The 24,843-nt window shown below is 45.7% G+C and carries 22 protein-coding genes; 14 read left to right on the top strand and 8 right to left on the bottom strand.

Annotated features, from left to right (window positions below; translation table 11 throughout):
* Positions 1-33: 33 nt before the first annotated feature.
* A complete protein-coding gene (locus N646_RS05185; RefSeq protein ID WP_017821647.1) occupies positions 34-2,145 on the top strand; it encodes a protein-disulfide reductase DsbD family protein in 2,112 nt (703 codons plus the stop codon).
* On the top strand, positions 2,142-2,657 hold the full coding sequence (locus tag N646_RS05180; protein WP_017821646.1) for a protein disulfide oxidoreductase: 516 nt from the start codon (positions 2,142-2,144) through the stop codon (positions 2,655-2,657). Before N646_RS05185 ends, N646_RS05180 begins: the two co-directional genes overlap by 4 nt.
* 50 nt (positions 2,658-2,707) lie before the next feature.
* Here N646_RS05180 and N646_RS05175 read toward each other — a convergent pair whose 3' ends face one another.
* Entirely contained in the window at positions 2,708-2,929 is a 222-nt protein-coding gene (locus tag N646_RS05175) for a hypothetical protein (RefSeq protein WP_017821645.1), read from the bottom strand.
* A 424-nt stretch (positions 2,930-3,353) separates the two neighbouring features.
* Here N646_RS05175 and N646_RS05170 point away from each other — a divergent pair, with 424 nt between their 5' ends.
* The 7 genes from N646_RS05170 to N646_RS05140 all read left to right on the top strand — a co-directional run bounded on the left by N646_RS05170 (position 3,354) and on the right by N646_RS05140 (position 10,442).
* Complete coding sequence (locus N646_RS05170; protein WP_017821644.1) at positions 3,354-4,166, top strand: TIGR02594 family protein; 813 nt, start codon at positions 3,354-3,356, stop codon at positions 4,164-4,166.
* A gap of 2 nt (positions 4,167-4,168) precedes the next feature.
* The gene (locus tag N646_RS05165) at positions 4,169-4,603 is read left to right on the top strand and encodes a hypothetical protein (RefSeq protein ID WP_017821643.1); all 435 of its coding nucleotides are present in this window, start codon (positions 4,169-4,171) and stop codon (positions 4,601-4,603) included.
* 217 nt (positions 4,604-4,820) lie between these two features.
* A complete protein-coding gene (locus tag N646_RS05160; protein WP_017821642.1) occupies positions 4,821-5,954 on the top strand; it encodes an efflux RND transporter periplasmic adaptor subunit in 1,134 nt (377 codons plus the stop codon).
* Entirely contained in the window at positions 5,947-7,218 is a 1,272-nt protein-coding gene (locus N646_RS05155) for a TolC family protein (protein WP_017821641.1), read from the top strand. Before N646_RS05160 ends, N646_RS05155 begins: the two co-directional genes overlap by 8 nt.
* On the top strand, positions 7,215-8,429 hold the full coding sequence (locus N646_RS05150; protein ID WP_017821640.1) for an ABC transporter permease: 1,215 nt from the start codon (positions 7,215-7,217) through the stop codon (positions 8,427-8,429). Before N646_RS05155 ends, N646_RS05150 begins: the two co-directional genes overlap by 4 nt.
* 2 nt (positions 8,430-8,431) lie before the next feature.
* Complete coding sequence (locus N646_RS05145) at positions 8,432-9,715, top strand: ABC transporter permease (RefSeq protein WP_017821639.1); 1,284 nt, start codon at positions 8,432-8,434, stop codon at positions 9,713-9,715.
* A 22-nt stretch (positions 9,716-9,737) separates the two neighbouring features.
* On the top strand, positions 9,738-10,442 hold the full coding sequence (locus N646_RS05140; RefSeq protein ID WP_025767247.1) for an ABC transporter ATP-binding protein: 705 nt from the start codon (positions 9,738-9,740) through the stop codon (positions 10,440-10,442).
* A gap of 65 nt (positions 10,443-10,507) precedes the next feature.
* On the opposite strand, the gene N646_RS05135 is transcribed toward N646_RS05140, so the two are convergent.
* Positions 10,508-11,191 carry a topoisomerase I gene (locus N646_RS05135; RefSeq protein WP_017821637.1) on the bottom strand — a complete coding sequence of 228 codons (684 nt, stop codon included), beginning with the start codon at positions 11,189-11,191 and terminating at the stop codon, positions 10,508-10,510.
* A 75-nt stretch (positions 11,192-11,266) separates the two neighbouring features.
* A complete protein-coding gene (locus tag N646_RS05130; RefSeq protein WP_005376731.1) occupies positions 11,267-12,184 on the bottom strand; it encodes a leukocidin family pore-forming toxin in 918 nt (305 codons plus the stop codon).
* A gap of 1,098 nt (positions 12,185-13,282) precedes the next feature.
* Here N646_RS05130 and N646_RS05125 point away from each other — a divergent pair.
* Together N646_RS05125 and N646_RS05120 are read left to right on the top strand one after the other, a co-directional pair.
* Positions 13,283-14,257 carry a DUF1852 domain-containing protein gene (locus tag N646_RS05125; protein ID WP_017821636.1) on the top strand — a complete coding sequence of 325 codons (975 nt, stop codon included), beginning with the start codon at positions 13,283-13,285 and terminating at the stop codon, positions 14,255-14,257.
* Positions 14,258-14,287: 30 nt separating this feature from the next.
* Positions 14,288-15,316 (top strand): methionine synthase, encoded by a 1,029-nt coding sequence (locus tag N646_RS05120; RefSeq protein WP_017636058.1) that lies wholly within the window; start codon positions 14,288-14,290, stop codon positions 15,314-15,316.
* Positions 15,317-16,896: 1,580 nt separating this feature from the next.
* Here the strand turns inward: N646_RS05120 and N646_RS05115 are convergent.
* Both N646_RS05115 and N646_RS05110 read right to left on the bottom strand, forming a co-directional pair.
* Entirely contained in the window at positions 16,897-17,916 is a 1,020-nt protein-coding gene (locus N646_RS05115; protein ID WP_017820499.1) for a DUF2955 domain-containing protein, read from the bottom strand.
* 9 nt (positions 17,917-17,925) lie between these two features.
* Positions 17,926-18,990, bottom strand: coding sequence for an HlyD family secretion protein (locus N646_RS05110; RefSeq protein WP_017820498.1), 1,065 nt, complete (start codon positions 18,988-18,990; stop codon positions 17,926-17,928).
* A 99-nt stretch (positions 18,991-19,089) separates the two neighbouring features.
* Here N646_RS05110 and N646_RS05105 point away from each other — a divergent pair, with 99 nt between their 5' ends.
* Together N646_RS05105 and N646_RS05100 are read left to right on the top strand one after the other, a co-directional pair.
* Entirely contained in the window at positions 19,090-19,950 is an 861-nt protein-coding gene (locus tag N646_RS05105; RefSeq protein WP_017634710.1) for a LysR family transcriptional regulator, read from the top strand.
* Positions 19,951-20,100: 150 nt separating this feature from the next.
* The gene (locus N646_RS05100) at positions 20,101-20,643 is read left to right on the top strand and encodes a hydrolase (RefSeq protein WP_005457944.1); all 543 of its coding nucleotides are present in this window, start codon (positions 20,101-20,103) and stop codon (positions 20,641-20,643) included.
* Between the two features lie 39 nt (positions 20,644-20,682).
* Here the strand turns inward: N646_RS05100 and N646_RS05095 are convergent, their stop codons facing one another.
* The 3 genes from N646_RS05095 to N646_RS05085 all read right to left on the bottom strand — a co-directional run bounded on the left by N646_RS05095 (position 20,683) and on the right by N646_RS05085 (position 23,649).
* Complete coding sequence (locus N646_RS05095) at positions 20,683-21,579, bottom strand: 1-aminocyclopropane-1-carboxylate deaminase/D-cysteine desulfhydrase (RefSeq protein WP_031777262.1); 897 nt, start codon at positions 21,577-21,579, stop codon at positions 20,683-20,685.
* A gap of 109 nt (positions 21,580-21,688) precedes the next feature.
* Positions 21,689-22,975, bottom strand: a complete 1,287-nt coding sequence (locus N646_RS05090; RefSeq protein WP_017820496.1) for a sensor histidine kinase — start codon at positions 22,973-22,975, stop codon at positions 21,689-21,691.
* On the bottom strand, positions 22,972-23,649 hold the full coding sequence (locus tag N646_RS05085) for a response regulator transcription factor (RefSeq protein ID WP_005389368.1): 678 nt from the start codon (positions 23,647-23,649) through the stop codon (positions 22,972-22,974). The genes N646_RS05090 and N646_RS05085 overlap by 4 nt, the downstream gene beginning before the upstream one ends.
* 152 nt (positions 23,650-23,801) lie before the next feature.
* Between N646_RS05085 and N646_RS05080 the strand changes: the two genes are divergently transcribed.
* Positions 23,802-24,842: a glycosyltransferase family 2 protein gene (locus N646_RS05080; RefSeq protein ID WP_017820495.1), complete on the top strand. Its 1,041-nt coding sequence runs from the start codon at positions 23,802-23,804 to the stop codon at positions 24,840-24,842.
* The last annotated feature ends 1 nt before the right edge of the window (position 24,843 follow it).

Below are 24,843 nucleotides of genomic sequence, written 5' to 3'. Positions count from 1 at the left end.
TTTAGCACCTTTGTCTTTTAACTAGGAATCACTATGAATCAAATTACTAAACTGACTCAGTTTGCGTTCATGTTTTTTATGACGCTTGCTTTGAGTTTGCTCTCTCTGAGTATTTCAGCTCAAACTACTGATACAGGTTGGATAACCAACCCACAACATCCTCCAGTGCAAACGCGCTTTGTGCTCACTGGTCAACAAGATCCGCAAGCCAAAACACTTACAGGTTATTTGGATGTCAAGTTAACCGGAGACTGGAAAACTTACTGGCGTTCACCTGGTGAGGGCGGCGTAGCACCATCTATTGATTGGCAAAATTCACAAAATTTATCCAAAGTGGATTGGCAATGGCCGCACCCACAAAAATTCGAACTATTAGGTATCGAGACTCTTGGGTATAAAGGCGATACTTTGTTCCCCATGACGCTGCACGTCGAAGACATGTCCAAACCTGTCACGATTGATGCGGTACTGACACTTTCTTCTTGTACGACGATTTGTGTGCTGACCGACTATCAAATTCAATTGACGTTCTTGCCTTCTGATCTAACAGTCGATGAAGGCGTGATGTTCAGTTACGCTCAAGCAGTGAGTAACGTGCCGCAGCCATCGCCGTTTATTGATGTTACTCAGGCGAGTTGGGATGTGAACCAATCGAAACTACAAATCAAGCTACAGAACAGTCAGGGTTGGCAACAACCACAAGTGCTGGTGGATGGTGTCGATGAAGCAACGCGAGACTATAGCTTCAAGCTTGAAGGAATGCATCAAGAAGGAAACATCGTCACCGCGAGCTATATCGTTGATACTTGGCTGGGCGATGTGGAGTTAGATGGTCAGTCGCTGTTTGTGACCATCAAAGACACCAATTTACTAGCAGAAGAAACCACTCAAGCAACTGCTGAGGCAATAGTTGAACCGTTGCCGAGCACGTCTCTAACGAGTGTTTTTCTATTCGCGTTGCTCGGCGGTTTAATTCTTAACATTATGCCTTGCGTTCTTCCGGTTTTGGGGATGAAGCTAAGTAGTATTGTTGCCGCTCAAGGTATCGAGCGTCGTCAAATTCGCGCTCAGTTTGTTGCCTCGTCACTTGGTATATTAACGTCGTTCTGGATTCTCGCTGGTTTTATTTTGGTGCTTAAGCTAACAGGTAATGCCATTGGCTGGGGCGTGCAATTTCAAAGCCCTTGGTTCTTAGGTTTGATGGTGTTGGTCACCACTTTGTTTGGGGCCAATATGCTGGGGCTGTTTGAAGTCCGTCTATCATCGGGTACCAATACATGGCTGGCCTCGAAAGGCGACAACTCGTTAGCTGGACACTATGTTCAAGGTATGTTTGCTACATTGCTTGCGACGCCTTGCTCCGCGCCTTTTCTAGGAACGGCCGTGGCGTTTGCCTTGGGTGCCGACGTATTAACGTTATTTGCAACCTTTACAGCATTAGCATTGGGTATGGCACTGCCTTGGCTCTTAGTCGCTGTGTTTCCAAATATCGCGCTGAAACTACCAAAGCCTGGCTCGTGGATGAATGTCGTTAAAATCGTGTTTGGCATAATGATGCTGGCGACTAGCATTTGGCTACTTTCATTAATGGCAAATCATGTACCGATGTTATGGATTGCACTTATCGCTGTGGTTGCTTTTGTTGTAATGATGGCAAGAGTTAAGAAAGTGTATGGTGAGAAAGCGCTTGCTGTATCCGGAACTGCGTCATTAGTGTTGATAGCTGGTGGCCTGTTACTTGGTAGTGTCACTGCCGACCAATGGGCGACACCGCTTCCTGAGGACTTAGCGTGGCAGAAGCTTTCTAACTCGGCGATTGAAGATCACGTCAATAATGGGCGAGTGGTGTTTGTGGATGTCACTGCGGATTGGTGTGTCACGTGTAAAGCGAACAAGATCGGTGTGATCTGGCAAGATCCTGTCTACTCATTGCTGCAAAGCCCTAATGTAGCGACGTTAAAAGGGGATTGGACACATCCGGACGGCTCGGTAACGGACTTTTTACGAGCTCATGGGCGTTACGGTGTGCCGTTTAACATCGTCTATGGCCCGGCAGCGCCACAAGGTATCCCGTTACCTGTGATCCTGACTGATGATGTTGTTTTAAGTGCGGTGAAGCAAGCGAGTGGGGGAGCTATTCAATGAGTTCGACAAAGCGGCGTAGAACATTCCGATATTGGCTCGTTCAAATCGTACAGATGGTGCTCATTGTCACCGTCATTTCCATCGCGATGGATTGGTATCGCACTAAAGATATTCCTAAACAGGAGGCACCACCATTGAGCTCAGTATTGAGCGATGGTGAACACTTCGATGCAATCGCGCAAAGTTATGAACAACCTGTCGTTGTTTATTTTTGGGCGACTTGGTGTCCCGCTTGTAAATTTGTAAGCCCAAGCGTGAGCTGGCTGAGTGATGACTACACCGTAGTTGGCGTTTCTGGCTCGTCGGGACCGAATGAGCGTGTGGCGCAGTTTATGAGGGCAAAAGAATATCGTTTCGAAAACATAAACGATCCTTCAAGCGATATTATGCGCGAATGGGAAATTAGCGTGACCCCAACCATTTATGTTTTAAGAAATGGTGAAATTTCCTCTGTCACAACTGGCGTTACCACTCCGATAGGAATACTAGCGAGAATTTGGTTAGCTCGATAACGCTATAAAAATCCGATATTCAAAATATTGAGTATCGGATTTTTTTCTTTTTATTTTCTCGCTCTAACGGGAATAATAATGTGTGCGTATGGCATACCATTCCACATCACGTATGGGCGATCATAACTTGAACCGGTTGGTAGAGAGTCGAGCAACACTTGGTCTAGGGTAATAATCATCATGTGTGGTTCTTCCACAATCCATTGGTTATCGTCCGTTATTCCTTCTGAAAATGGGTCGGTGTTATTGGCGCCGCCATCACCCGCTAACATGCCAAAAAGTACAATTAACTGAAATGAAATTAGTTAAATAGTCAGATTAATAAATTAAAGCTCAATTTAATAAAAATTAAAGTTTGATAAATTTAATTATAGATTGACCTTAAAAAGGAAGTGTTATTTAAATTTAAAATAGTAATTGATAGTTTTACTATGTTAATTTAAGTGTTCATTTATAAACATTTTTTCGTCTATTAATACGCATAGTTTAAAACATCTGGCTGTCCTGCTTTGAAGCGTGACCAAAAGATGATAAATAGGTGTTTTTAGTGATATGAGCTGAGTTTATTTGTAATCTATATTTTCAACACCTAATTTCCCTCGTATGGCTAATCGTATAAAACAACATTTTATCTTTATTGTTGTCACGCTAAAGCGTACTTTCTTAATTATATGATTAGTTATAAAGGTAACGAGAATGGGATTAAAAATCCGTGGCTCTGTTGGTATAAATGGCACTAATTCGAAAAATGATGTTAAAGCAGTTCAACAATTTTTAAATGATAACCAAAAGAGAATAGGTTTTACCCGACTGTTGGTTGTTGATGGCTCGTTAGGGCGGAGTCCTCATTTGTCGAAAACAGTAGAGGCAATAAAAGTGTGTCAGCGTAAGCTACTTTATATGGTAAAGCCAGATGGTCGGATCGATGTAAATGGTAGAACTCATCGTAAGCTCAATGGATTACCATCCTATAGCTCAGTGAAAAATGATCCTCATGATGCTCAAAAACTAGTAACCAAAGTACCTTGGATGAAAACAGCGTTGGGAGAAATTGGACAAAAAGAAGTTTCAGGCACTAAGGCCAATCCAAGGATTTTAGAGTATTTTACAGCATCTAAGTTCTGGGGCACTGATGACTCTGGAGGTCAAAATGCTTGGTGTGGTTCGTTTGCCGCTTGGGTTTTTAAACAACACGGAATCACTCCAGTAAAAGAAGCTTATCGAGCAAAGGAGTGGAAGGGTTTTGGTAAAAACATCTCAGAACCTATACATGGAGCTCTAGGGATTAAATCGAGAAAAGGTGGTGGGCATGTTGCTTTTGTCGTGGGAAAGAGCCCTGATGGTAGGCATTTGTACATGTTAGGAGGAAACCAAAGCAACCAAGTCAATATAGCAAAGTACTCTATTGATGTCTGGGACAAGTTCGTAGTACCGAGTAACTACGATGAAACAAAAGGTACTTTACCTGTATATACAAAAGGCTCTGCCTTAGCAGGAACGGAAAGTTAAATATGAAGAAATTTATAAGTTTGCTAGGCTGTGTGAGCTTATCAGCTTGTGCTTCACAGGGAGTGTACTCTCAGAATGAGGTACTCAAAGATGCGATATTTCAAACGCCCTATTCTGCAGTGGTGAAAATTACAGGTTTTGAAAAGTTTGCTGAACACGAGGAAGATGTTCTCTTTAAAGTTCAAGCAGAAGTGATTCAGAAACTTCGTGGAGACGTTGGGTCTGAGATTACTTTCAGTATGTATGGCGAGCTAGGAGATGAGCCCAATATACACAATGATCCTGTCATTCTCACACTATGTCGTGATAAAGATACATATTATTGGCCTGGAACGGGGGCTGAGTTTGGGGCTAATCAAGAGAACATATTAAACGCTCAAGAAACAGCTGCTCACTTGGATACAGATCAGCGCCATTTTGCACATTGTTCAGAATGAAAAGGGTGGCGGTTGAAACGAGCGGTTACAGAGCTTGTTAGTCGCCATCGTAGACAACGTCTTTGCTGAATGATTCTTTAGTTTTTGATTGTCAGAGCCGACTGACAAAACCATACCAACTGTGACAACCAAACCGCTATTAAAGCAGGATATTATTCCTTCAACTTTGTGTTTTAGGAGTAGTCATTAGACTACCCAATAATTGTTGGAATAAATAATGACGAAACGTTGGTTTGTCTCCGCTGTGAGCTTCGCGCTGCTCGGCGGTGGTACGTCTTTCTATCTCCAATCTGCTGCTCAACCAGAATTGCTGCCTACATTGATTGTGGAAAAAGGCACGATTGAAAAACAAGCGGTGGCTGTTGGTAAAATTGTCCCTGCACACTCCGTGTCTATCAAGTCACAAATCGACGGTATCGTCGGTGAAATTTACGCGAAAGTTGGTGAAAAGGTGAAGCAAGGCCAGCCGCTGATCAAAGTGCGTCCAAACCCAACACCCCAAGCATTAACGGATGCATCGGCAGAGCTCATGCGTAGCGAAGCCGATCTGGAATCCGCCAAACAAAAACTGTCCAACTTAGAAAGCTTGGTCAAGCAGGACATTATTCCAAGTAACTACGACGAATACGTAAGTGCGCGCTCGGCAGTCAAATCTGCGCAAGCGGACGTATTGCAAAAGCGCCAGAATCTCGAACTCATCCGCAGTGGTGAGGCGTCTATCGGCGATGCACGTTTAACGTCGACGATCTACGCGCCAATTGATGGCACGGTACTCAACCAGAAAGTTGAGGTCGGAGAGCCGATCATCTCGACTCAATCAAGCCAAGCCGCGACTGAAATGATGTCATTGGCCGACATGAACAGTCTGATTTTTAAAGGTAGCGTCAGTGAGCATGATGCTGCGCAGTTGTCTCCGGGAATGCCCGTTATGTTGACGGTTGCGCCTTATCCTGATGTGGCGATTTCTGGTGTGCTAACCAAAGTGGCGATTCAATCTGAGAACCTTAACTCACCAGAAGGCAACGCTTCGGCAAAAAGTTTTGATAACGGTTTTGAGGTTGAAGTGGGAGAACTCAAGATCCCACAAGATGTGTTGCTTCGTTCTGGTTTTTCATCGACGGCTCAAATCATTCTGAAGAAGTCTGAAAACGTGCTCACTCTACCGGAGCGCGCTCTGCAATTTGATGGTGACGCACCGAATGTTCTGATCCCCGATAGCTCAGAACAAGGGTTTCATAAACAACCGGTGAAACTCGGTCTGTCAGATGGCATCAATGTCGAAGTGCTTGACGGCGTGGAGCTTGATGAAGAGGTTATCGACAACAGCATGATGGGAGCGGCGCATGGTTAAACTGCAACGATCAAAAATCGCCTTTGCATTGTTGGCTGCCACACTCAGTTTGCCGACCTACGCAATTTCTATTGAACAAGCTTGGCACCAAGCAAAGCAGAACGATCCTAATTACGAAAAAGCGAAAATCGGCGTCCAGCTTGGCGAGGTTGGCGTACAGAGTAGCCGCAGTGCGTTATTGCCGGGTTTAAGTGCCAGTGCGTCAGCGGATTGGAATGAGTCCTCAAGCCATTCGAACAGTTACGGCGCTACCTTATCTCAAACTATTTGGGATAGCAGTTTGTGGTCGGAACTGGATCAAGCGAATGCCAATTATCTCAAAGCACAGTTAGAGCTATCTCAATCACATAACGAGCTTGCGCAGAAGTTGCTCACCGCTTACCTAGATGTAGCAAGCGCACAGGGCGACCTCAAATTGGCGCAGTCCAAGCTGGAGGAGGGGAAAGAACTTCTCAACATCATCGAGAAACGCTATCGAGCAGGCAAAGTGAAGTCGGTTGATGTTGAAGAGATGCGAGCGAATCAAGTTTCTGAGCAAGCAAGTATCCTCAATGCAAAAGCCGATCTCGAAGTGAAAAAAGCAGAGCTTGCGGCGTTAATCAATCAAATGCCGGAGAGTGTCGACCAAATTCGAACGGATTCTCTAATTCAGCCGCCGATGCTGGTGGACTCTCAGGAGCAATGGCTAAAGCTGGCGAAAGACAGTAGTCCAGAGCTGTTGGTCGCGGCGCAGATGGTGAAAGCGAGCGAGTTCGCGAAAGATTCAGCTAAAGGTGGATACTACCCAACCGTCAAAGGCAGTGTGGGCTACAGCGATGGTGACAATCGTTCAAACGGCGAGTTTAACGCTGGGATTAGTTTGAGTTTGCCGATTGACCTCAATGGTGCAGTGCGAGCTAAAGTGGACGAAGCATCGTTGAACATTTTAAGCGCCAAGCAAGATATGCGTAGAGTGGAAATTGATATTCAGAAACGAGTTATTCAGCAGTTTACGCAGGTCGATATCAACTGGAATCAAGTTTTGATAGCGAACGAGCTGGTTGAGTCGCGCGCCAGAGTGTTGCAAAGCAAAGAGAAACTTTACGACGCTGGTCTGCTTGAAGTGTCGGAAGTTATCAGCGCACACAACAGCTTGTTTGAGGCGAAAAACAGTCTGCAAACCAACTTGTACAGCTACTGGCGTAAGAGAATCGGCTTACTGCAAACCGCAGGGAAACTCGATGACGATACCATGGCGTTGATCTCTCGGGCTTTTCATTCATGAGCAGTCTATTGCAACAAACTTGGCAAACGTTGATGGCGCACCGCATGAAGAGCGTGCTAGCCATTATCGCGATTGCTTGGGGCGTGATCTCTGTGGTGGTGTTAATCGCACTTGGCGAAGGCTTTTATCGCCATCAGACCCAGTCGTTTTCATTTATGATCAACAATGTGCAAGTGGTGTTTCCGTCGAGTACCAGTAAACCGTGGCAAGGGTTACCTTCAAGACGCCAAATTGATATACCACAAGAAAAAGTCGACATGATCAAACAGTCGGGCTTCGTGCAACAGGCGTCAAGCGTTTACGCCAAATGGGATGCGAATATCACCAATCTCAAAGGACAGAATTTATCGAGTACGGTCAGCGGTATTGATACGTCTTACTTTCCTTTAATGCAACGCAAGCTGCAACCCGGTTCGAGAAACCTGTCACCAAGTGATATGGACAACCACACTCGCGTGGCGGTGTTAGGCGATCAAATTGCGCAAATGGGTGGAATCCAAATCGGGGATAGGCTCAAAGTCAACGGCATTCCGTTTTTGGTGATTGGGATAACCGTTGGTGAGGACACTGGCATTTCATTCGGCGATAGCCGCACGGTTTTCATTCCTCAAACAACGTACCGCGATTTGTGGGATGCGAAACCTTGGATGATATTGATGAAGCCGAGAGACGGGATGGATGCACCGTCGTTTCGACAAAATATCGTGAACTTTTTCGCCAAGCAGCTTCATTTTGACCCAAGTGATAAAGATGCGGTCGAATTACCCGATTTTAGTGAAGGTGCAGCGGTCATCAGTGGAATTTTGCGTGGCATTCAGATTTTTCTTGGAGCGAGCGGCGCGATGACCATGGCGGTCGGTGCGCTTGGCGTTGCCAACATCATGTTTTTATCTGTCACGGAGCGCACGCGTGAAATCGGTGTGCGTTTGGCGATCGGGGCGACTCAAAAATCCATACTCAGTCAGTTTATTCTTGAAGGGCTTATATTGGTAGCCGTGGGCACGGCATTAGGTCTGATGTTTTCGTATGCCGTGGTATCTGTCTTAAGCAGCATGGCATTACCGGAATGGATTGGTTTACCTGTGATCACGCCAGATTCTATTGCTTGGTCTTTACTTGTGACGCTTATCTTGGCATTGATGGCGTCGTATTTCCCAGCAAGGCGAGCATCGCGTCTCACGCCAGTCATTGCTTTGAGTGCGAGGGCTTAGTCATGTTGTTACCGATGAGACAAATTTTCCAAGAAATGGCCGCAGAAAAGCTGAGACTGGGTTTGACCATTCTAGCAGTAGCGTGGGCGACCCTTTGTATCGCTGCTATGTTGGCGGTAGGTGAGGGTATTCGTCAGGGCGTATTGAAAACCGCACAAAATGGTAACGGCAACTTGATTTATTTGACCGGAGGGATGGCCACCGTCGACCACGGTGCTTTTCACCAAGGTAAGTTTCTGACACTAAAAATGGACGATTCAGAGGTCGTTCGAGCGTTACCTGATGTAAAAAGCGTTGCGCCAACGGCGAAGTGGAAAGAGCGCATCACCGTTGGTGACAGAAGCTCGTGGCAAGAGCCGTTAGCGGTCACGAGCGAGTTTCAATCCATGACCAATTTGGTGCCGATGGCGGGGGGGCGATGGTTAAATCCACTCGATCAAAAAGAGACGCGCAAAGTCGTTGTACTGGGTTATGAACTGGCAGCCGACTTATTCAACCCGAATGAGGACTTTAGTTGGTTTGCGACAGTCACATTGCAAGTCAACCCTGTGGGGAAAAAGGTAAAAATCGGCAATGAGGAGTTCACCGTTGTGGGCGTATTGGAGAAAAACAGCGCTCAAATAGAGCTGGGGGATCTTATCAACTATTCCAGCTTTGTGCCGTTAGCGACGTGGAAGCGATTTCATGTCAACGGTGAAATTGGTGGCATCAATGTGCAGCCACAAGCGAATGTAGACCGAGAAGCCTTAGCAAAGACGATAAGGCAAGTGATTGCCCGTAAGCACGGGGCAAGTGTCAGCGATGAGCAGATCGTCCAAGTCGATGATATGTTCCTTAAGCAAAAGAGTATGCAGCAGTTCCTGATAGGTTTGCAGAGTTTTCTTGGCATTATCGGCTTCGTGACGTTAGCTGTTGCTGGCGTTGGCATCGCCAATGTGATGTATGCCACCGTAAAGCGATCTACGCGTGATATCGGCGTGCGCATGGCAGTCGGTGCAACTCCAACGGCCATTCGCATGCACTATTTAGTGCAGTCTTTATTGACAATGATGATGGGGGGCGCGCTTGGCTTAGGCGTGACGTACGCGCTGGTGTCTGCCATCAGTTCCATTCCTTTAGAGGGTAATGCCTTTTATGAACAACTGGGTAAACCTGTCCCTGAGTTGTCGTGGGTCGTTGTCGCGATTGTCATCCTCACCTTAGTGATCATTGGTGTGGCATCTGCATGGTTACCTGCAAACCGAGCCGCAAAAGTCAGCCCGTTGGAGGCGCTACAAAGTGAATAACAACAATAACTCTGGAAAGAACATGTCGAACAAGCCGCTTGTTGAGCTGACCAACATCTGTAAATACTACTCAAGCGGGGAGGCGGAAGTTCGCGCGCTAGACGGCGTTGACTTAACCATTAATCAAGGCGAGTTTCTTTCGATTCTTGGCCCGTCCGGTTCAGGCAAATCAACGTTGATGAACATGCTCGGCTGTTTAGACAAGCCCACCGATGGCAAGTACCAACTTGGCGGCCAAAACGTCGCAAGTTTAAGTGCGAATGAGCTGGCTGGCATTCGTAACCAAAAGATCGGATTTGTCTTCCAAAGCTTTAACTTATTGGAATACGCGACGGCGCTTGATAACGTGGCACTGCCGTTGGTTTACTCTGGTATCAAAGCCAAAGAACGTCGCCAGCGCGCAGCTAAATTGCTAGAGCAAGTCGGGCTAGGGGATCGTTTAGACCATAAACCAAACCAGCTTTCTGGTGGTCAAAAACAGAGGGTCGCGATTGCAAGAGCCTTGGTCAACGATCCGCAAATCATCTTAGCAGATGAACCAACGGGTGCATTGGATTCAAAATCCGGCGCAGAGATTGAAGCCTTGTTCAACCAACTCCACGCCGAAGGTAGAACGCTGATCATCGTGACGCACGATAACGCTCTGGCAGAGCGCACTAAACGCATCATCACCATCAAAGACGGCAAGGTGATTTCGGATAGGGTGCCGGTAAGTAGGGAGAAATGAGCTTTTCTTAATTGAGAACTGAGTTTTAAGGGAAATAGCGATACAGAGGCTATCTCCCTTTACTTTTATTCGCGATGTTCGTTTTGTCTCTCTTTTATCAAGTCATGCTTTTGTTCTTTAAGTAGAGTGATTGCGAGCTTAGTGTCCTCAATCAATTTACTGTTATCGTTGAGATCGTTGCTCTTCAAAGGCAAAACTAGATAATGAATGCTGCCATCTGCATTCTGTACTCCGGTAGCGATGATGACATCACCTTCAGACGCCGTACCAAAATACTCTGATACGACTTTGGTTTCGCTGACACCGTAGCTATCCAAATAGGATGACTCCGTATTGTCAAACAAGATAGGAACCCCTTGCTTAGCTAATGTTCGCAATTGTTTTTGCTTTTGCTCGTCGAATGGATAGTCGGTCGTACTGATGTAACTTACCTGTTCAGCTTCAATAAAATCGTACAGTTCATTGCTCAGTTCATTTAATGGGGCAGATATCCAAGGTGTAGCTGGAATGACGTCGGAAGTATCATCATTGCCACTTTGTGGTGTTGGAGTGGTAACCACCTTTTGAGCAGCATTGCTCTCAGGAGGCGTTACACTTATTGTCGCAGCGTCTTCTGTCTTGATTTGCTCGTCAAGGCTTGCAACAGGTTCGGTCTGGGCATTCTTGTTATTTGAATTAATCAGAAATATGGCGAGTACTGCACCAAGTGCTAGCGCCGATCCAGTCAAGAGTTTTTTGTTACTTGTCATGTGTCATGTCTTACCGTTTATTTCATTAGTAAATACGGCGGCCACTTATTTATTCCGTGGCCGCAGGCTAATAAGTTAGTGGTAGAGATCGTCATTCCAAGAGATAGTTACGGCTCGGCTAGTCTCTGTCCATTGACTGCTATCACGATTTTTCTTCCAGGTATTTTCTGGTGTGGTATACCAGCTACACCAGTCGCGACCAAAGTAGTAATTGGTTTTTCGCCAACCAGCAACCAGCTTGACCTCTGATGTATCTAGGCCATCTTGAATGTCATTTTTTCTATATACGACGCCGACTTGTGGTTTAAAATCTGAACGCATAACGACAGGTAACTCATTGTAATCAATCAAATTACCCATGTCACAACTGGTCCAACGATACAATAACCAGTCTTTAGCTGGCGTATTATGGCGGATAGTCTTGTTTTCAATTAACCAATTAATGCTTTCGTTAGCTTGGTTAAAATCGGCAACCGTTTGAAACTCTGGCTGGTCGTACGTTACACGGTTGCTCCAGGAGATTCCCCCACTAATATTTGGAGAAGTAGAAGCACTGAATCCAAGGTTAAAATCTAGCGACTCACTGACAGATGCCGTTGCAATGGTGTTTTCTGGAGCATGGCTCATGTGGCGTAAAGGGGCGCCATTTAAATAGCTCAGTGCCAGCTTAAAAGCCGTTGGAACGGTGTAACGGTAATCTCCCCCAGTGGCAAAACCATAGATTTGTTCTTTGTTTGGAACATTAGTCATGTCGAAGCCAGAGCCGCCATTTAGGATCAACTTAGCTTCTTTAGCGCCATTTGGTAGTAAAGATTGGTTCCAGACATTTTCTAAAGAATAAATTAAGCGGATTTTTTTCGAGCGTGCATCACCATCATCAAGCTGAAGCAACGTCGAAGTGTAAGATTTTAATGTATCTTCAGCATGTGCTGGTGCTAAAGAACCAAGTAAAGCGAGTGCGATAATACTCGCGGAAAGATGCTGTTTTTCCATTATTGTTTCCTATTAGTCAGCCCATAAAGACTTTTGTTTTAAACTATCTTGATGGGCACTTTATAATTATGGACAGGTTATAAATTCAAGCTCAATAAATGAGCGGTGAAATAGTGCATCTTGTGTTTTATTAAAAAAAGAAAAAGGATAGATTCGTGGGATTAATGTCTCATAGTTTTTAAATTCACCTCTCAACTATAATAAATAAGAATTTGGTTATTAAGTCTTGTCTTTTTAAGTTATTGCTTAATTTTAATTTTCTAATGTTATATTTAGATTTTTTATTGATAAAAGTGAATTTTATAAATGTTAGCCATGTTATTTTTAGGGTTTTTGTTATACCAAACTAAGTAAAGTATCGTTATGTGGTTATCTCGGGTTTATGGTTTTAATTCAAATTAAAACAGCGGCTTATGTTTTTTTGTTGTTGTTTTTTTAGAGCTTAATGTAATAGTTTAGTGATAAAGTCCGTCAATGAAGTTGTCATGTTCGTGTATGAAGTTATATGTGCTTTTACAGCAGGGGATTAAACTTTACGTTTAAGATGGTAAAGATAGAAAAAGAAATAAATAAGATAATTAAATAATCATGTTTCGAGAATATAAAATGTAACGTACTTCTAATTAAACGAATGCTTGAATAAACGATGGAGTGTGAAAAGTGCTATTTAAGTTACGTCGTCCTATATTCCAGTTGGTGCCTTGTTCATACAATGCGTTTTCTCGGCTTAAACTGGTTTACGTACTGCTAATCTCTTATCCGTTTCTTAATTACACATATTGGCAATATGCTCGCCAAGTTACGTGTATTGGTGTCAATGAAAAACAGTATCTACGATAGCTCTCTCAGGGTTGGAACTGCCACTATGAATTTCCTTCATGTTCAATGTGAAACAATACCAATATTACTTAACTCGTGAAGCAAGTATAAAAAAAGGACTGCTCTGGTGTTAGGCACTGCGACGGTCATTTTTGCACTAACCGTTCGTCGTAAGCGCTGTGCAACCTAACGATTGGGAAAACCAAAAACAAAAAATGTCCCCATGCACAGAGTTAGGAAAAGTCTGCTTTATCTAAGGAAATAGGATACCAACTCACGATGAATAACGATTTCACATTTGCTATCAAAAGCATTCGCTTTGATGAGAATTACCAACCATCAGACAACACGCGAATCACTACCAATTTTGCTAATCTGGCTCGCGGAAACTACCGCCGAGAGAATCTGCGCAATGCACTCCGAATGATCGACAATCGTTTTAATGCGTTGGCATATTGGGATAACGCGCAAGGTGACCGCTACTCAGTTGAACTTGAAATCATCTCTGTTGATATGGATATCCAAGGTAGTGGAGAAGCATTCCCATCGATTGAAGTGCTCAAAACCAACATTGTTGACCACAACACTAACGAGCGCATTGAAGGCATAGTGGGCAACAACTTCTCTTCATACGTGCGTGATTACGACTTTAGCGTTTTGCTGTTGGACCACAACAAAAACCAGCCACAGTTCAGCATCCCAGCGAACTTCGGTGATTTGCATGGCAAACTGTTCAAAGCTTTCGTTAATTCTGAGTCTTACAAACAGCATTTCAAAAAGCTGCCGGTGATTTGTCTGAGTGTATCGGACAACAAGGTATACCGACGCACCGAAAACCAACATCCTGTTTTGGGCTTTGAATATCAGCCGAACGAATCTTCGTTGACTGAGCAGTACTTTAAAAAGATGGGCTTACAGGTGCGCTACTTTATGCCACCCAACAGTGTTGCACCGTTGGCATTCTACTTCTTCGGTGACTTGTTGAACGACTATTCAAACCTAGAGCTTATCAGCACGATAAGTACGATGGAGACATTCCAGAAGATTTACCGACCAGAAATTTATAATGCCAATGCGGTTGCCGGTAATTGCTACCAGCCAAACCTAAAAAACCTAGACCACTCGCTAACTCAAATCGTTTACGACCGAGAAGAGCGCAGCCAACTGGCAGTTGAACAAGGGAAATTTGCCGAGGAGCATTTCATCAAACCTTATCAATCTGTGCTTGAACAATGGTCTGCAAATTACGCGTAAAAGATAACGAGAATCTAGAAAGGAATGACGATGAAAACACTATTACCGACTTCAACGGCTGGCAGCTTGCCGAAACCTTCTTGGCTAGCGGAACCAGAAAAACTTTGGTCACCGTGGAAACTGCAAGGTGAAGAACTGATTGATGGCAAACGCGATGCGTTACGTGTCGCTTTGCAAGAACAAGAACTGGCAGGCGTTGATATCGTCAGTGATGGCGAGCAAACTCGCCAACATTTTGTGACGACCTTTATTGAGCATTTAAGCGGTGTAGATTTTGAAAACCGTAAAACGGTGACCATTCGCAACCGTTATGAAGCAAGTGTTCCGACTGTGGTTGGCCCAGTGAGCCGCACAAAGCCCGTGTTTGTTGAAGATGCCAAGTTCTTGCGTCAGCAAACTAAGCAACCTATCAAGTGGGCGCTGCCAGGCCCTATGACGATGATCGACACGCTTTATGATGATCATTACGGTAGCCGTGAAAAGCTGGCTTGGGAATTTGCAAAGATCCTCAATCAAGAAGCGAAAGAGCTTGAAGCTGCAGGTGTCGACATCATTCAGTTTGATGAGCCTGCGTTCAATGTGTTTTTCGATGATGTGAACGAGTGGGGCATTGCATGTTTAGAGCGTGCGATTGAAGGGCTGAAATGTGAAACGGCGGTGCATATCTGCTATGGCTACGGCATCAAAGCGAACACGGATTGGAAGCAAACGCTAGGCACTGAATGGCGACAATACGAAGAAGTATTCCCTAAATTGCAGCAGTCGAATATCGATATTATCTCGCTCGAATGTCATAACTCACGAGTGCCTATTGAGTTACTTGAGTTGATTCGCGGTAAGAAAGTGATGGTTGGTGCGATTGACGTTGCAACCAACGAAATTGAAACGCCAGAAGAAGTGGCGAATACACTGCGAGAGGCATTGAAATACGTTGATGCCGACAAGCTTTACCCATGTACCAACTGTGGTATGGCGCCTTTGTCTCTTGAAGTATCGACCGCTAAGCTCAATGCGTTAAGTGCGGGTGCGGAGATCATTCGTAAAGAGTTGGTGGGTTGATGTTAATACTTAGGCTCCGCACCATGAACTAAAATTAGGGTCATTCTAGCGAGTTTAAATGAGACTAGGAGTCGGTTTACTGCTCGCTAGGAAATAGCGATAACTTCCGCACTTCAAAGCACTCGGTGGGTAGATCCTGAATCACGCTCGTCCCTCGCTGTTCAGGATGACGGATGTTGGAAGATACATTGCTCGCCACAACCCTAGGTATTGGATCTGCTCCAAGAGAGGGTCATTCCAGCGAGTCTAGACGAGACTAGGAATCTGATTACTGCTCGCTAGGAAATGACGATAACTTTCGCACTTCAAAGCACTCGGTGGGTAGATCCTGAATCACGTTCGTCCCTCGCTGTTCAGGATGATGGATGTTGGAAGATACATCGCTCGCCACAAAACCGATATTTGAGCAGCTCCAAGATAGGGTCATTCCAGCGAGTCTAGACGAGACTAGGAATCTGATTACAGCTCGCTAGGAAATGACGATAACTTTCGCACTTCAAAGCACTCGGTGGGTAGCTCCTGAATCACCTCGTCCCTCGTTGTTCAGGATGACGGATGTTGGAAGTATATTGCTTGCCACAACCCTAGTTATTAGAGCAGTTTCAAGATAACGTCATTCCAGCGAGTTTAAGTGAGACTAGGAATCGGGTTACTGCTCGCTAGGAAATGACGATAACTTTCGCACTTCAAAGCAGTCGGTGGGTAGATCCTGAACCACGCTCGTCCCTCGCTGTTCAGGATGACGGATGTTGGAAAATGCATTGCTCGCCACAACCCTAGGTATTAGAGCAGTTTCAAGATAGCGTCATTGCAGCGAGTCTAGACGAGACTAGGAATCTGATTACAACTCGCTGGGAAATAGCGATAGTCTACGAACCTCAAAGCACCCGGTGGGTAGCTCCTGAATCACGCTCGTCCCTCGCTGTTCAGGATGACGGATGTTGGAAGATATATTGCTCGCCACAACCCTAGTTATTAGAGCAGTTTCAAGATAGCGTCATTCCAGCGAGTTTAAACGAGACTAGGAATCTGATAACAGCTCGCTGGTAAATGACGAGAACTTTCGCACTTCAAAGCACGTGATTAGTAGATTCTGAATCACTTCGTCCCTCGCTGTTCAGGATGACGGATGTTGGAAGATATATTGCTCGCCACAACCCTAGTTATTAGAGCAGTTTCAAGATAACGTCATTCCAGCGAGTTTAAGTGAGACTAGGAATCGGGTTACTGCTCGCTAGGAAATGACGATAACTTTCGCACTTCAAAGCAGTCGGTGAGTAGATCCTGAACCACGCTCGTCCCTCGCTGTTCAGGATGACGGATGTTAAGAGATACGTTACTCACATACCCAACTATTTGGCTTGTATTCAAATTTTGGTCATTCCAGCGAGTCTAGACGAGACTAGGAATCTACTAACAACTCACTGGAAAATGGCGATAACCTTAGAACTTTACAGCACTCGGTGAGTAGATCCTGAACCACGCTCGTTCCTCAATGTTCAGGGTGACCGTTTTAAATAAAAATGCCGCTCACAGTAAAGTGAGCGACATACATTTCCCGTTTCCAGCCTCGGCCAGATTTAATTCAACTCCACGTTCTTCATCTCAGGATGCTTTAGCAATATCACACGAATCCAGTGATGCACCACCCACATCACCATCGCGGTGAGCAGAACAGCAACGAAAATCGAGCTGAAACGGTACAAGATCGAAAAGAACGCGTCTTTTTGTTCTGGCACCAATGAAGTCGTCAGCGGAACCGATAGGGCAGACATGGCAGAAAACGCGATAGCCGCTTTAATTTGCCCCTTTGTGAGCCACAAGCAGAATGGCCCCATTGCAATGGTAAAGGCGAGCCAAAAGAGTAGCGCATGCCCATACCAACTGCCCAATATCAGCTGAACAGCCATCCCTGCGATGCAGCCTAGTGCGGTGCCGATGATGCGAATTTTTGCCATGGCGAGCGAGCCTGCTAAAGTCATTGGGGTTAGGATGATCAAAATGGAAGCTTGTGCGGATAACGAGTCATATAAGTCCGCTACTTGGAATACGATAAACGCCGCCATCGCCACTACCCAACCCATGGCAACTTGGCTGATGTAGTCAATATCGCTTTTCACTGGGGTCGACATCTCAATGTGCTCGGTGGGGGACTTTGGCTCCGGGAACAACCAATACGCGAATGTGCAAACAAAAATATTGCTGAACGCCATCACCCACATGTTGACGTTGAACTCTTCAATATCCATGAAGTTATAGCTGGCAAAATTCAACACAATTGAACCCACCAACAGCCCCATGTAACCAAACAAATAGGTTTTCTGGTTCATCATTGCAATGCACTTGAACAGCATCATGATTCCGACGGCTACGGTCATTAATGTTGGATGAAACTGCAAGTATTCCAGCAAAAATGTGGCTTGTATGGTTGTCCACACCGCAGAGAAAAACACGATCAATAAAGCCGAAAGATTAAAGTTGTCCATTCTGCCCAATATAAACAGCGGCATCATGATGGCAAAAAATCCGTAAGACCAACCGAAGATCATGCTTAGCGCGAGCCCTAAAGAGCAGCCGAACCAAATTCGTAAGGTTTTCATTGTCGCCGCCTAGTAAATGAAGTGGAACCAGCTTGCGAGGTGAATCTGTGCTTGCGCCATCAACTGCCAGAAAATGCTGTTGTCTGGGTACAAAACAATGGTAGCGCGAGAGCCGACAAACAGTGCTGGTGGTAACTCTTCGCTGCTGGTTAGGTTCACTCGTGTACGCTGCGCATCACGTACCCAGCGGTTGTTCACTTCCACTTTGGTTAGTGCGCCATTAGGCGTTTGTTGTGCGGCTGCTACACCGTAATCGCGGCTAGCTAAATCAAAGTCGTACACCGAACCTGGGTTGGCATCAAATGTGACCAAGGCGTGGAAAGTCTTGTCTATGTTCGCGACGGATTTTTCACGAAAATCAGCGGCTACCCAGAGTGATCCTGTTGGTACAAATGTCAGCAATGGCATGTTGGTGTTTGCCATCGTGCCAACTTCTAGTTGCAGGTTGGTCACGACACCATCACTGGGAGCGAGTACCGCGGTATTTGCCAAATCAAGTTGCGCCTTTTCGATGCCATTTTTGGCAATTCGAACGGCGGTGCTTTGACCTTTTTGATCGCCTAATTGCGCCTCAATGACTTTTAAGTTTTGTCGTTCCGCTTTAAGCGCTGCACGTGATACCTGATTTTGGGCAAAGGCATTATCGAGTGTCGATTGAGAGATGACTTTCTGCTTCGATAGTGTCAGTAAGCGGTTGTACTCGCGGTGTGCATTATCAAATGTCGCTCGTGCGCGGGCAATATTGGCAAGAGCGGCTTCGCGTTGAGAATACAGTGTTGCTTCTTTTTCATAAGCGGATTGCAGAGACAGCTCCGCCTGTTCAAGTGCTATCTTGTATTTACGATCATCAATCGTAAACAACACATCGCCTTTTTGAACGGACTGGTTATTCTCGATGAGAACGTCGGTCACTTTACCAGATACCTCGGGTGCGACTTGGACAACGTATCCTTGCACTCGTCCTTCGGTCGTTAAGGGGGCGTGGCGGTCAGCAATGATAATGTACAAAAATAGTACGATGAACAGGACAATCAAAGTTCGCATCCAGTGTTTGAATTTTTGGTCAGCCGTCATTACAAGTTCCGTTAAACATATTGGATAGCGGATTATAGAGAAGTTACTCACAATTCAGTAGAATGATAATACGAACATAAATGACCTAAAAATAGGACAATGAACGTTAATTTTGATGATATTTACCTATTCACTCAGACGGTGGTTCACGGCGGTATAAGCGCAGCGGCAGAGGCGAATCAACTACAACGCTCAAAAGTGAGTCGTCGCCTGCAAGAATTAGAGAAATCGCTCGGGGTACAGCTTTTGATCCGCACAACACGCAGCATTGAGTTGACGGAGCACGGGAAACGCTTGTTTGAGTTGGTGGGGCAGCCTATTGACCATATTCAGCAAGGTTTAAATGCCATGCATGAATATCAACAAGAGCTGACGGGCAAGGTGCGTTTAGCCATTCCTTCCGCATTGATGAGCTCTGCCGCGTTTAACGCGATCATCACCGAGTACACAACGCGGTATCCGGAGATTTCGGTCGAGATTGAAAACCATCAAGAGAGTGTCGATCTCAAGCGTCAATCGTTTGATTTACAGCTTCTTCCGAGCGTGGTCAAAGTCACCGATGACAGCTATGTGCAGTTCAGTCTTTTGCCTTATCGTAGTCACTTTGTTGCGTCAAAAGCCTATCTAGAATCGCATCCGCCAGTAAAAACGGTGGAAGATCTTAAGCAGCATCGCCTTTTAACTAATCGTTACAATGCCGATTTGCTCGATTCAGATCTGCATGTGGCGTTGCGTTCGGATGACCTCAACTTGCTGCGCTCGATGGCGATAGCAGGAAACGGCATCGCGTTTATTCCTCAAATTCATTCCAAGCCTGCACTGAGAGACGGTTTGTTGGTCGAGGTGCTGCCTCAATTCGCGCATCCGAAGCAGCATCTTACTCTGATTTATCCCTCGGCCTTATTTCTGCCCAATAAAGTCAAAGCCTTGATTGAACTAATTCGAGAGAAATTTAAATAGTCAGTTCAAACCACTCTTACCTAAGGGCAAATGTGTGAGCGAAGGTCATCTTTCTAGGTTTTATTGCTCTAACATGAAAGGGTTCTGATACATTAACTTTTGCTCAACTTGTTGAGTATGGTTTGTGGTCGCACAAGATAGGAGATGGAAATGTTATCGAAAGGAAACACGGGCCTGATTGTGGTGGATGTTCAGGGCAAACTCGCTACATTAATGCATGAAAGCGACGCACTGATTGAAAATATCACGAAACTGGTAAAGGGCGCCAAAGCACTAGATTTGCCTATTCTGTGGCTAGAACAGAATCCAGAAAGGTTGGGCCCAACCGCGGAGCCGATTCGTGAAGTGCTTGAAAGCACGCATTTACCTATTACCAAGTACACGTTTGATGGTTGCAAAGAGGCGACGTTTAAGGTCGCGGTGGAGAACGCGAAAGTTGATACCTGGTTGGTTTGCGGTATTGAATCCCACATTTGCGTCTATCAAACCGCGGTTTCTCTGCGCCAGTCCGGTTATCGCGTTGAATTAGTCACGGATTGTGTCTCTTCCCGAACCGCTGCCAATAAAGCGCTCGCTCTTGCGAAGTTAACCGCTAACGGTGTGGTGCTCACTGGGTTAGAAATGTGTTTGTATGAAATGGTCGAAGATTGCCGAGCACCTGAATTCAAAGAAATTCTGGCGCTCATCAAATAGTGGAATCACTGTAATCAGCAACAACTTTATTTGAACACGCTATTCAAATTCTCGTTGATATCTTGGCAACATCGACTCGTTGCCAAGTAACCCGCCTTGGTGAATATAAATCACCGTTTTATCTGTGTTCTCTTCCAACCAAGGGGTGAGGCATTGCCACATATACGGGTCGTATAACAGGTCAAATTCGAGGTCGGTTTGCTCAAAGAGTGCTTTCCATGTGATGTAATCTTCTTCGTACAAGCGACCAAAATGGTGTTTGTTGCGCACGGTTAAAATGGTTGGGTGGCTGTTTTCACCGAGCTGGTTGAACTGCTCAGTTAAGTAATCTGCATCGCCTACGCAAGGGCAAGTTAGCACTTCTATGCCGTGTGGGCTTAAATGTTTATGAAGATATAAAGCCGTCGTGCCAGTACCTGATGGCAGGGCGACCGTAAACTGCTCTTTACCTCTCAATCGCGTCCAATCAAGAATTTCTCGTGCTAACTGTTTGATGCCAGCTTCAGCGAGGTGGGAACGTCCACCCTCTGGAATCAGCAATGTCGACTCATCTACTCTTCGTACCTGGTGGATGTATTCACTAGGGTGAAGTTCGCTACCGATGTCTTGCATGGCGGTGATTTTCATACCCAAATCGAGAGCGCCGCGATAGTTTCCGATGGGGGAGCTTTTTAGCCAAGATGGAATGTGATGAACATAAAACTCAAATGCCCAACCTTTAATCTGGGCGAGAGCCGCTAGCGAGTACATGGCATTAGATTGAGCGGAGCCAAAGCTTATTAACGTGGTGATGTCGGGATTTTGCTCTTCCATTAACGTCATAAACTTACGTGCTTTGTTCCCAGAAAAGTGGGAGTGGAGCATGTCGTCACGTTTAAGGAAAAATTTGTGCCCATTAAAGCTATGTTGGGTGATAGGACTTTCTGAGAGTTTCATGTCGATGCTGACGGAATAAACCGTGTCACCTTTGCCATTTAAAAAGGGCGCGTAGTGTAACGCCATTAAACCCAGATAAAAAGTCTGTGTTTCAGTACAACCTTTTCGGTTATTCCTGATGCTCTGACGTAAGGTCAATCACCGCCTCACAACCACCTTCTGGATGTGTACCAATCTTAAATTGCCAGCCATAACGCTGGCATAAATCATCCACAATCATCAAACCCAATCCGTGCCCATCAGAATGTGGAATGGTCGAAAAGCCTTCGCCTTCATCACGTACCGAGATGGTGTTTTCCCCGATGCTGATATGAATTGATCCCGATGGTGTCGCGGCGATGCCGTTGCGAATCAGGTTGCCAAGAATAATGGTCAACACAGCATTGGTAGCGCGCGTTTTTGGGTTTCCGTCGATCTGTACATCAAAGCTGAGTGCTTTCTCATCCGCCTGAGCTTGGCTTTGGAAGATGATTTGGATGAGTTCTTCTTCGGTGATGCTGCGCACTGGTGAATCATCTGCATTACGCTCGTAACGCACTAAGCCGAGTAGGGCATCCACCATAGTCGACATCTGCTGCGTTGCATCTTGAATTCGGTTCACCTGGCGGGTCTGGAAATCCGTGTTCGCACTTCTTGCCAGTAAACTGCTTGAGCCTTTCATTACGGTTAACGGTGTACGCAGTTCATGGCTTGCGTATCGTGCAAAGGCTTGCTCACGCTTGATGACTTGGTTGATTTTGTGGCGATACTCATTCAACTCATCCGCGAGGGTTTGGAACTCTTTGGCCGAGCCCTCTGGCACGCTAAAAGTTTGCGTAGCATCGCCTTGATGATGGTCGAGTTGAGTTTTAAGCGCATTGACGGGTTCAATCAAGCGTTGTGATAAGCGCAGCAGGAGGCTACCAAACAGGAACACCAGCACGGCGACAATGGACAGCACCATAGCGACGACGAGAATGAATTCCTCTGAGGTGATCTCGATTTCATCAATCAAGGAAACCAGAATAACGGGATGTTCAACGCCTTTGTAGGTGTAAGTGCTCATGTAAACCATGCGCGAGTATTCACCGTCTTCTACTTCATCAAGAAAGTGCTTTTGACCAATCAGGTATTTTTGATAGCGCTCGGCAACCAATGAGATGTCGTTGTATGCAGTGGTGAGCAGGTCAAGCTGAATACTGCCTTGCTCTGGGTGGGACTGGAAATGTTCAATTGCTTCTTTTTTGTCGACCATAATACGACGCTCGCCCACGCGGTCTTCAGACCAAAGCAGGGAGCCGGTAATCAACAAAAAGCAGAAGATGCCAATCACGACCGACACAAAAGAGAAAAACAGAGCGAGTCGCCCTGTCATACTTTGTGTGCTTTGCGTGCTAGCAAGTAAGCGATTGATCATGCACCTGTCTCCAAGCGGAAGCCAACTTTCGGCACGGTGATAAGCACATGTTGTTCAAATGGCTTATCAAGTTGGTTGCGAAGTTGGTAAATGTGGCTGCGCAGAACGTCGTTGTTCGGCTCGTTCTCTTGCCAAAGTTGGAAGGCAATTTCTTCGCGTGTCACTACGTCTGGCGCGCTTTTCACAAGCATTTCCAGAATGGTGTAAGTGGTAGGGTTTAGCGCCAACAGTTTATCTTGGCGATAAGCTTTACGCGTTTTTTGGTCGATAGACACTTCACCGTATTCCAACTTGCTCGATGCGACAGTGCCACGGTAACGGCGGATCAGTGCCATCATGCGCGCTTCAAGAATATCCAGATCGAAAGGTTTGGTCAGATAGTCATCCGCACCGTGTTGGAAGCCTTTGAGCATATCGTCACGGCTATCGAGCGCCGTCAGCATAAGTACCGGTGTGTTGTTGCCCGCGTCGCGAAGTTTATTACACATGGTCAGGCCATCCATGCGTGGCAGCATGAGATCGAGCAAGATGATGTCGAAGGTGTTTTCCATCGCTAGTTTCAGGCCGAGTTCGCCGTTGTCTGCATAATCGAGTTCCATACCTGCACACTCAAAATAATCGAACAGCATGCCTGCAATTTCTCGATTATCTTCGACTAAAAGTACGCGTTTCATGTATTTCTCTCCAAGTGGGCAGGTGTTCGAAAATAAGACTTCGTCTTAACCGAACATTATTCACTAAGGACGTGAAAAAGATGTCAATAACATCTCTTTCACGTTGATGTTTGTAGACTGGATTCATTCATCGGATTTAGTGGAAGAGTAGCATGTCAACCTTCAACATTCACGCTGCAACCTTTTCAAAGGTGAGCCAACACACTGAGCCTAAAACAGTTTTGTCTGTTGTGGTGCCATTCTTTAACGAGCAAGAAGTCTTGACTGAATTTCATCGTCGTTTAGCCGCCGTTTTGGATGAAATGCCAGAACATTGCGAAATCGTCTATGTCGACGACGGCAGCAAAGATGACAGCCTAATGATCGCGCAAAACTTTTCTCAATCTTCTAGCGACGTTCGTTGTATTGCATTAAGCCGTAACTTTGGCAAAGAGTCCGCCATGAGTGCGGGTCTGGAACACTGCCAAGGTGAAGCGGTGATTGTGATTGATGCCGACTTGCAAGACCCACCGGAGTTGATCCCGCAAATGGTATCAAAATGGCGTGAAGGTTATGACGTGGTGAACATGCAGCGCAGTGAACGCCACGGTGAAACCTGGTTCAAACGCTTCTCGGCCGCTTGCTTTTACAAAGTGCTTAATAGCATGGCGAAATTGGATGTGCCGGAGAACGTGGGCGATTTCCGTCTACTGAGCGCAAAAGTGGTTAAACACATCAATGCGTTGCCAGAGCGTAACCGATACATGAAAGGCATCTTTTCTTGGCCGGGTTTCAAGCAAGTGACGGTTCAGTTTGAGCGTGACGCTCGTTTCTGTGGTGAAACCAAATGGAACTACCTCAAGCTGATTGGCCTTGCAATGGACGGCATTACCTCGTTTTCCATTCGTCCTTTGCGCTTAGCGACACTTGCCGGTGCGTTAGTGGCGTTCAGTGCCTTTATCTATGGCGCATTCATTGTGATGAAAACCGTTGTGTTTGGTGAGCCTGTCACTGGCTACCCATCCATGATGGTCGTCCAACTTGCGTTGGGCGGTGTGCAACTGCTGTCGATTGGCCTTTTGGGTGAATACATTGGCCGCATTTTTGTCGAGACCAAGCAACGTCCTCTTTATCTTGTTCAGTCTGTTTACGAGCAGCCTGCAAAACATCAATCCATCCAAACCATGAAGTTTAAACTGGGAGAAACCGCGTAAT

The sequence above is a fragment of the Vibrio alginolyticus NBRC 15630 = ATCC 17749 genome (assembly GCF_000354175.2).
GTDB classification, from domain to species: domain Bacteria; phylum Pseudomonadota; class Gammaproteobacteria; order Enterobacterales; family Vibrionaceae; genus Vibrio; species Vibrio alginolyticus.
The sequence above is the reverse complement of the archived record's forward strand: the minus strand, read 5'-3'. Positions and strand labels throughout refer to the sequence as shown.

Excerpts from the sequence above, each read along its gene's own strand:
- N646_RS05185 (WP_017821647.1), top strand. The coding sequence starts at position 34 with ATGAATCAAATTACTAAACTGACTCAGTTTGCGTTCATGTTTTTTATG.
- N646_RS05180 (WP_017821646.1), top strand. The coding sequence starts at position 2,142 with ATGAGTTCGACAAAGCGGCGTAGAACATTCCGATATTGGCTCGTTCAA.
- N646_RS05175 (WP_017821645.1), bottom strand. The coding sequence starts at position 2,929 with ATGTTAGCGGGTGATGGCGGCGCCAATAACACCGACCCATTTTCAGAA.
- N646_RS05170 (WP_017821644.1), top strand. The coding sequence starts at position 3,354 with ATGGGATTAAAAATCCGTGGCTCTGTTGGTATAAATGGCACTAATTCG.
- N646_RS05165 (WP_017821643.1), top strand. The coding sequence starts at position 4,169 with ATGAAGAAATTTATAAGTTTGCTAGGCTGTGTGAGCTTATCAGCTTGT.
- N646_RS05160 (WP_017821642.1), top strand. The coding sequence starts at position 4,821 with ATGACGAAACGTTGGTTTGTCTCCGCTGTGAGCTTCGCGCTGCTCGGC.
- N646_RS05155 (WP_017821641.1), top strand. The coding sequence starts at position 5,947 with ATGGTTAAACTGCAACGATCAAAAATCGCCTTTGCATTGTTGGCTGCC.
- N646_RS05150 (WP_017821640.1), top strand. The coding sequence starts at position 7,215 with ATGAGCAGTCTATTGCAACAAACTTGGCAAACGTTGATGGCGCACCGC.
- N646_RS05145 (WP_017821639.1), top strand. The coding sequence starts at position 8,432 with ATGTTGTTACCGATGAGACAAATTTTCCAAGAAATGGCCGCAGAAAAG.
- N646_RS05140 (WP_025767247.1), top strand. The coding sequence starts at position 9,738 with ATGTCGAACAAGCCGCTTGTTGAGCTGACCAACATCTGTAAATACTAC.
- N646_RS05135 (WP_017821637.1), bottom strand. The coding sequence starts at position 11,191 with ATGACAAGTAACAAAAAACTCTTGACTGGATCGGCGCTAGCACTTGGT.
- N646_RS05130 (WP_005376731.1), bottom strand. The coding sequence starts at position 12,184 with ATGGAAAAACAGCATCTTTCCGCGAGTATTATCGCACTCGCTTTACTT.
- N646_RS05125 (WP_017821636.1), top strand. The coding sequence starts at position 13,283 with ATGAATAACGATTTCACATTTGCTATCAAAAGCATTCGCTTTGATGAG.
- N646_RS05120 (WP_017636058.1), top strand. The coding sequence starts at position 14,288 with ATGAAAACACTATTACCGACTTCAACGGCTGGCAGCTTGCCGAAACCT.
- N646_RS05115 (WP_017820499.1), bottom strand. The coding sequence starts at position 17,916 with ATGAAAACCTTACGAATTTGGTTCGGCTGCTCTTTAGGGCTCGCGCTA.
- N646_RS05110 (WP_017820498.1), bottom strand. The coding sequence starts at position 18,990 with ATGACGGCTGACCAAAAATTCAAACACTGGATGCGAACTTTGATTGTC.
- N646_RS05105 (WP_017634710.1), top strand. The coding sequence starts at position 19,090 with ATGAACGTTAATTTTGATGATATTTACCTATTCACTCAGACGGTGGTT.
- N646_RS05100 (WP_005457944.1), top strand. The coding sequence starts at position 20,101 with ATGTTATCGAAAGGAAACACGGGCCTGATTGTGGTGGATGTTCAGGGC.
- N646_RS05095 (WP_031777262.1), bottom strand. The coding sequence starts at position 21,579 with ATGAAACTCTCAGAAAGTCCTATCACCCAACATAGCTTTAATGGGCAC.
- N646_RS05090 (WP_017820496.1), bottom strand. The coding sequence starts at position 22,975 with ATGATCAATCGCTTACTTGCTAGCACGCAAAGCACACAAAGTATGACA.
- N646_RS05085 (WP_005389368.1), bottom strand. The coding sequence starts at position 23,649 with ATGAAACGCGTACTTTTAGTCGAAGATAATCGAGAAATTGCAGGCATG.
- N646_RS05080 (WP_017820495.1), top strand. The coding sequence starts at position 23,802 with ATGTCAACCTTCAACATTCACGCTGCAACCTTTTCAAAGGTGAGCCAA.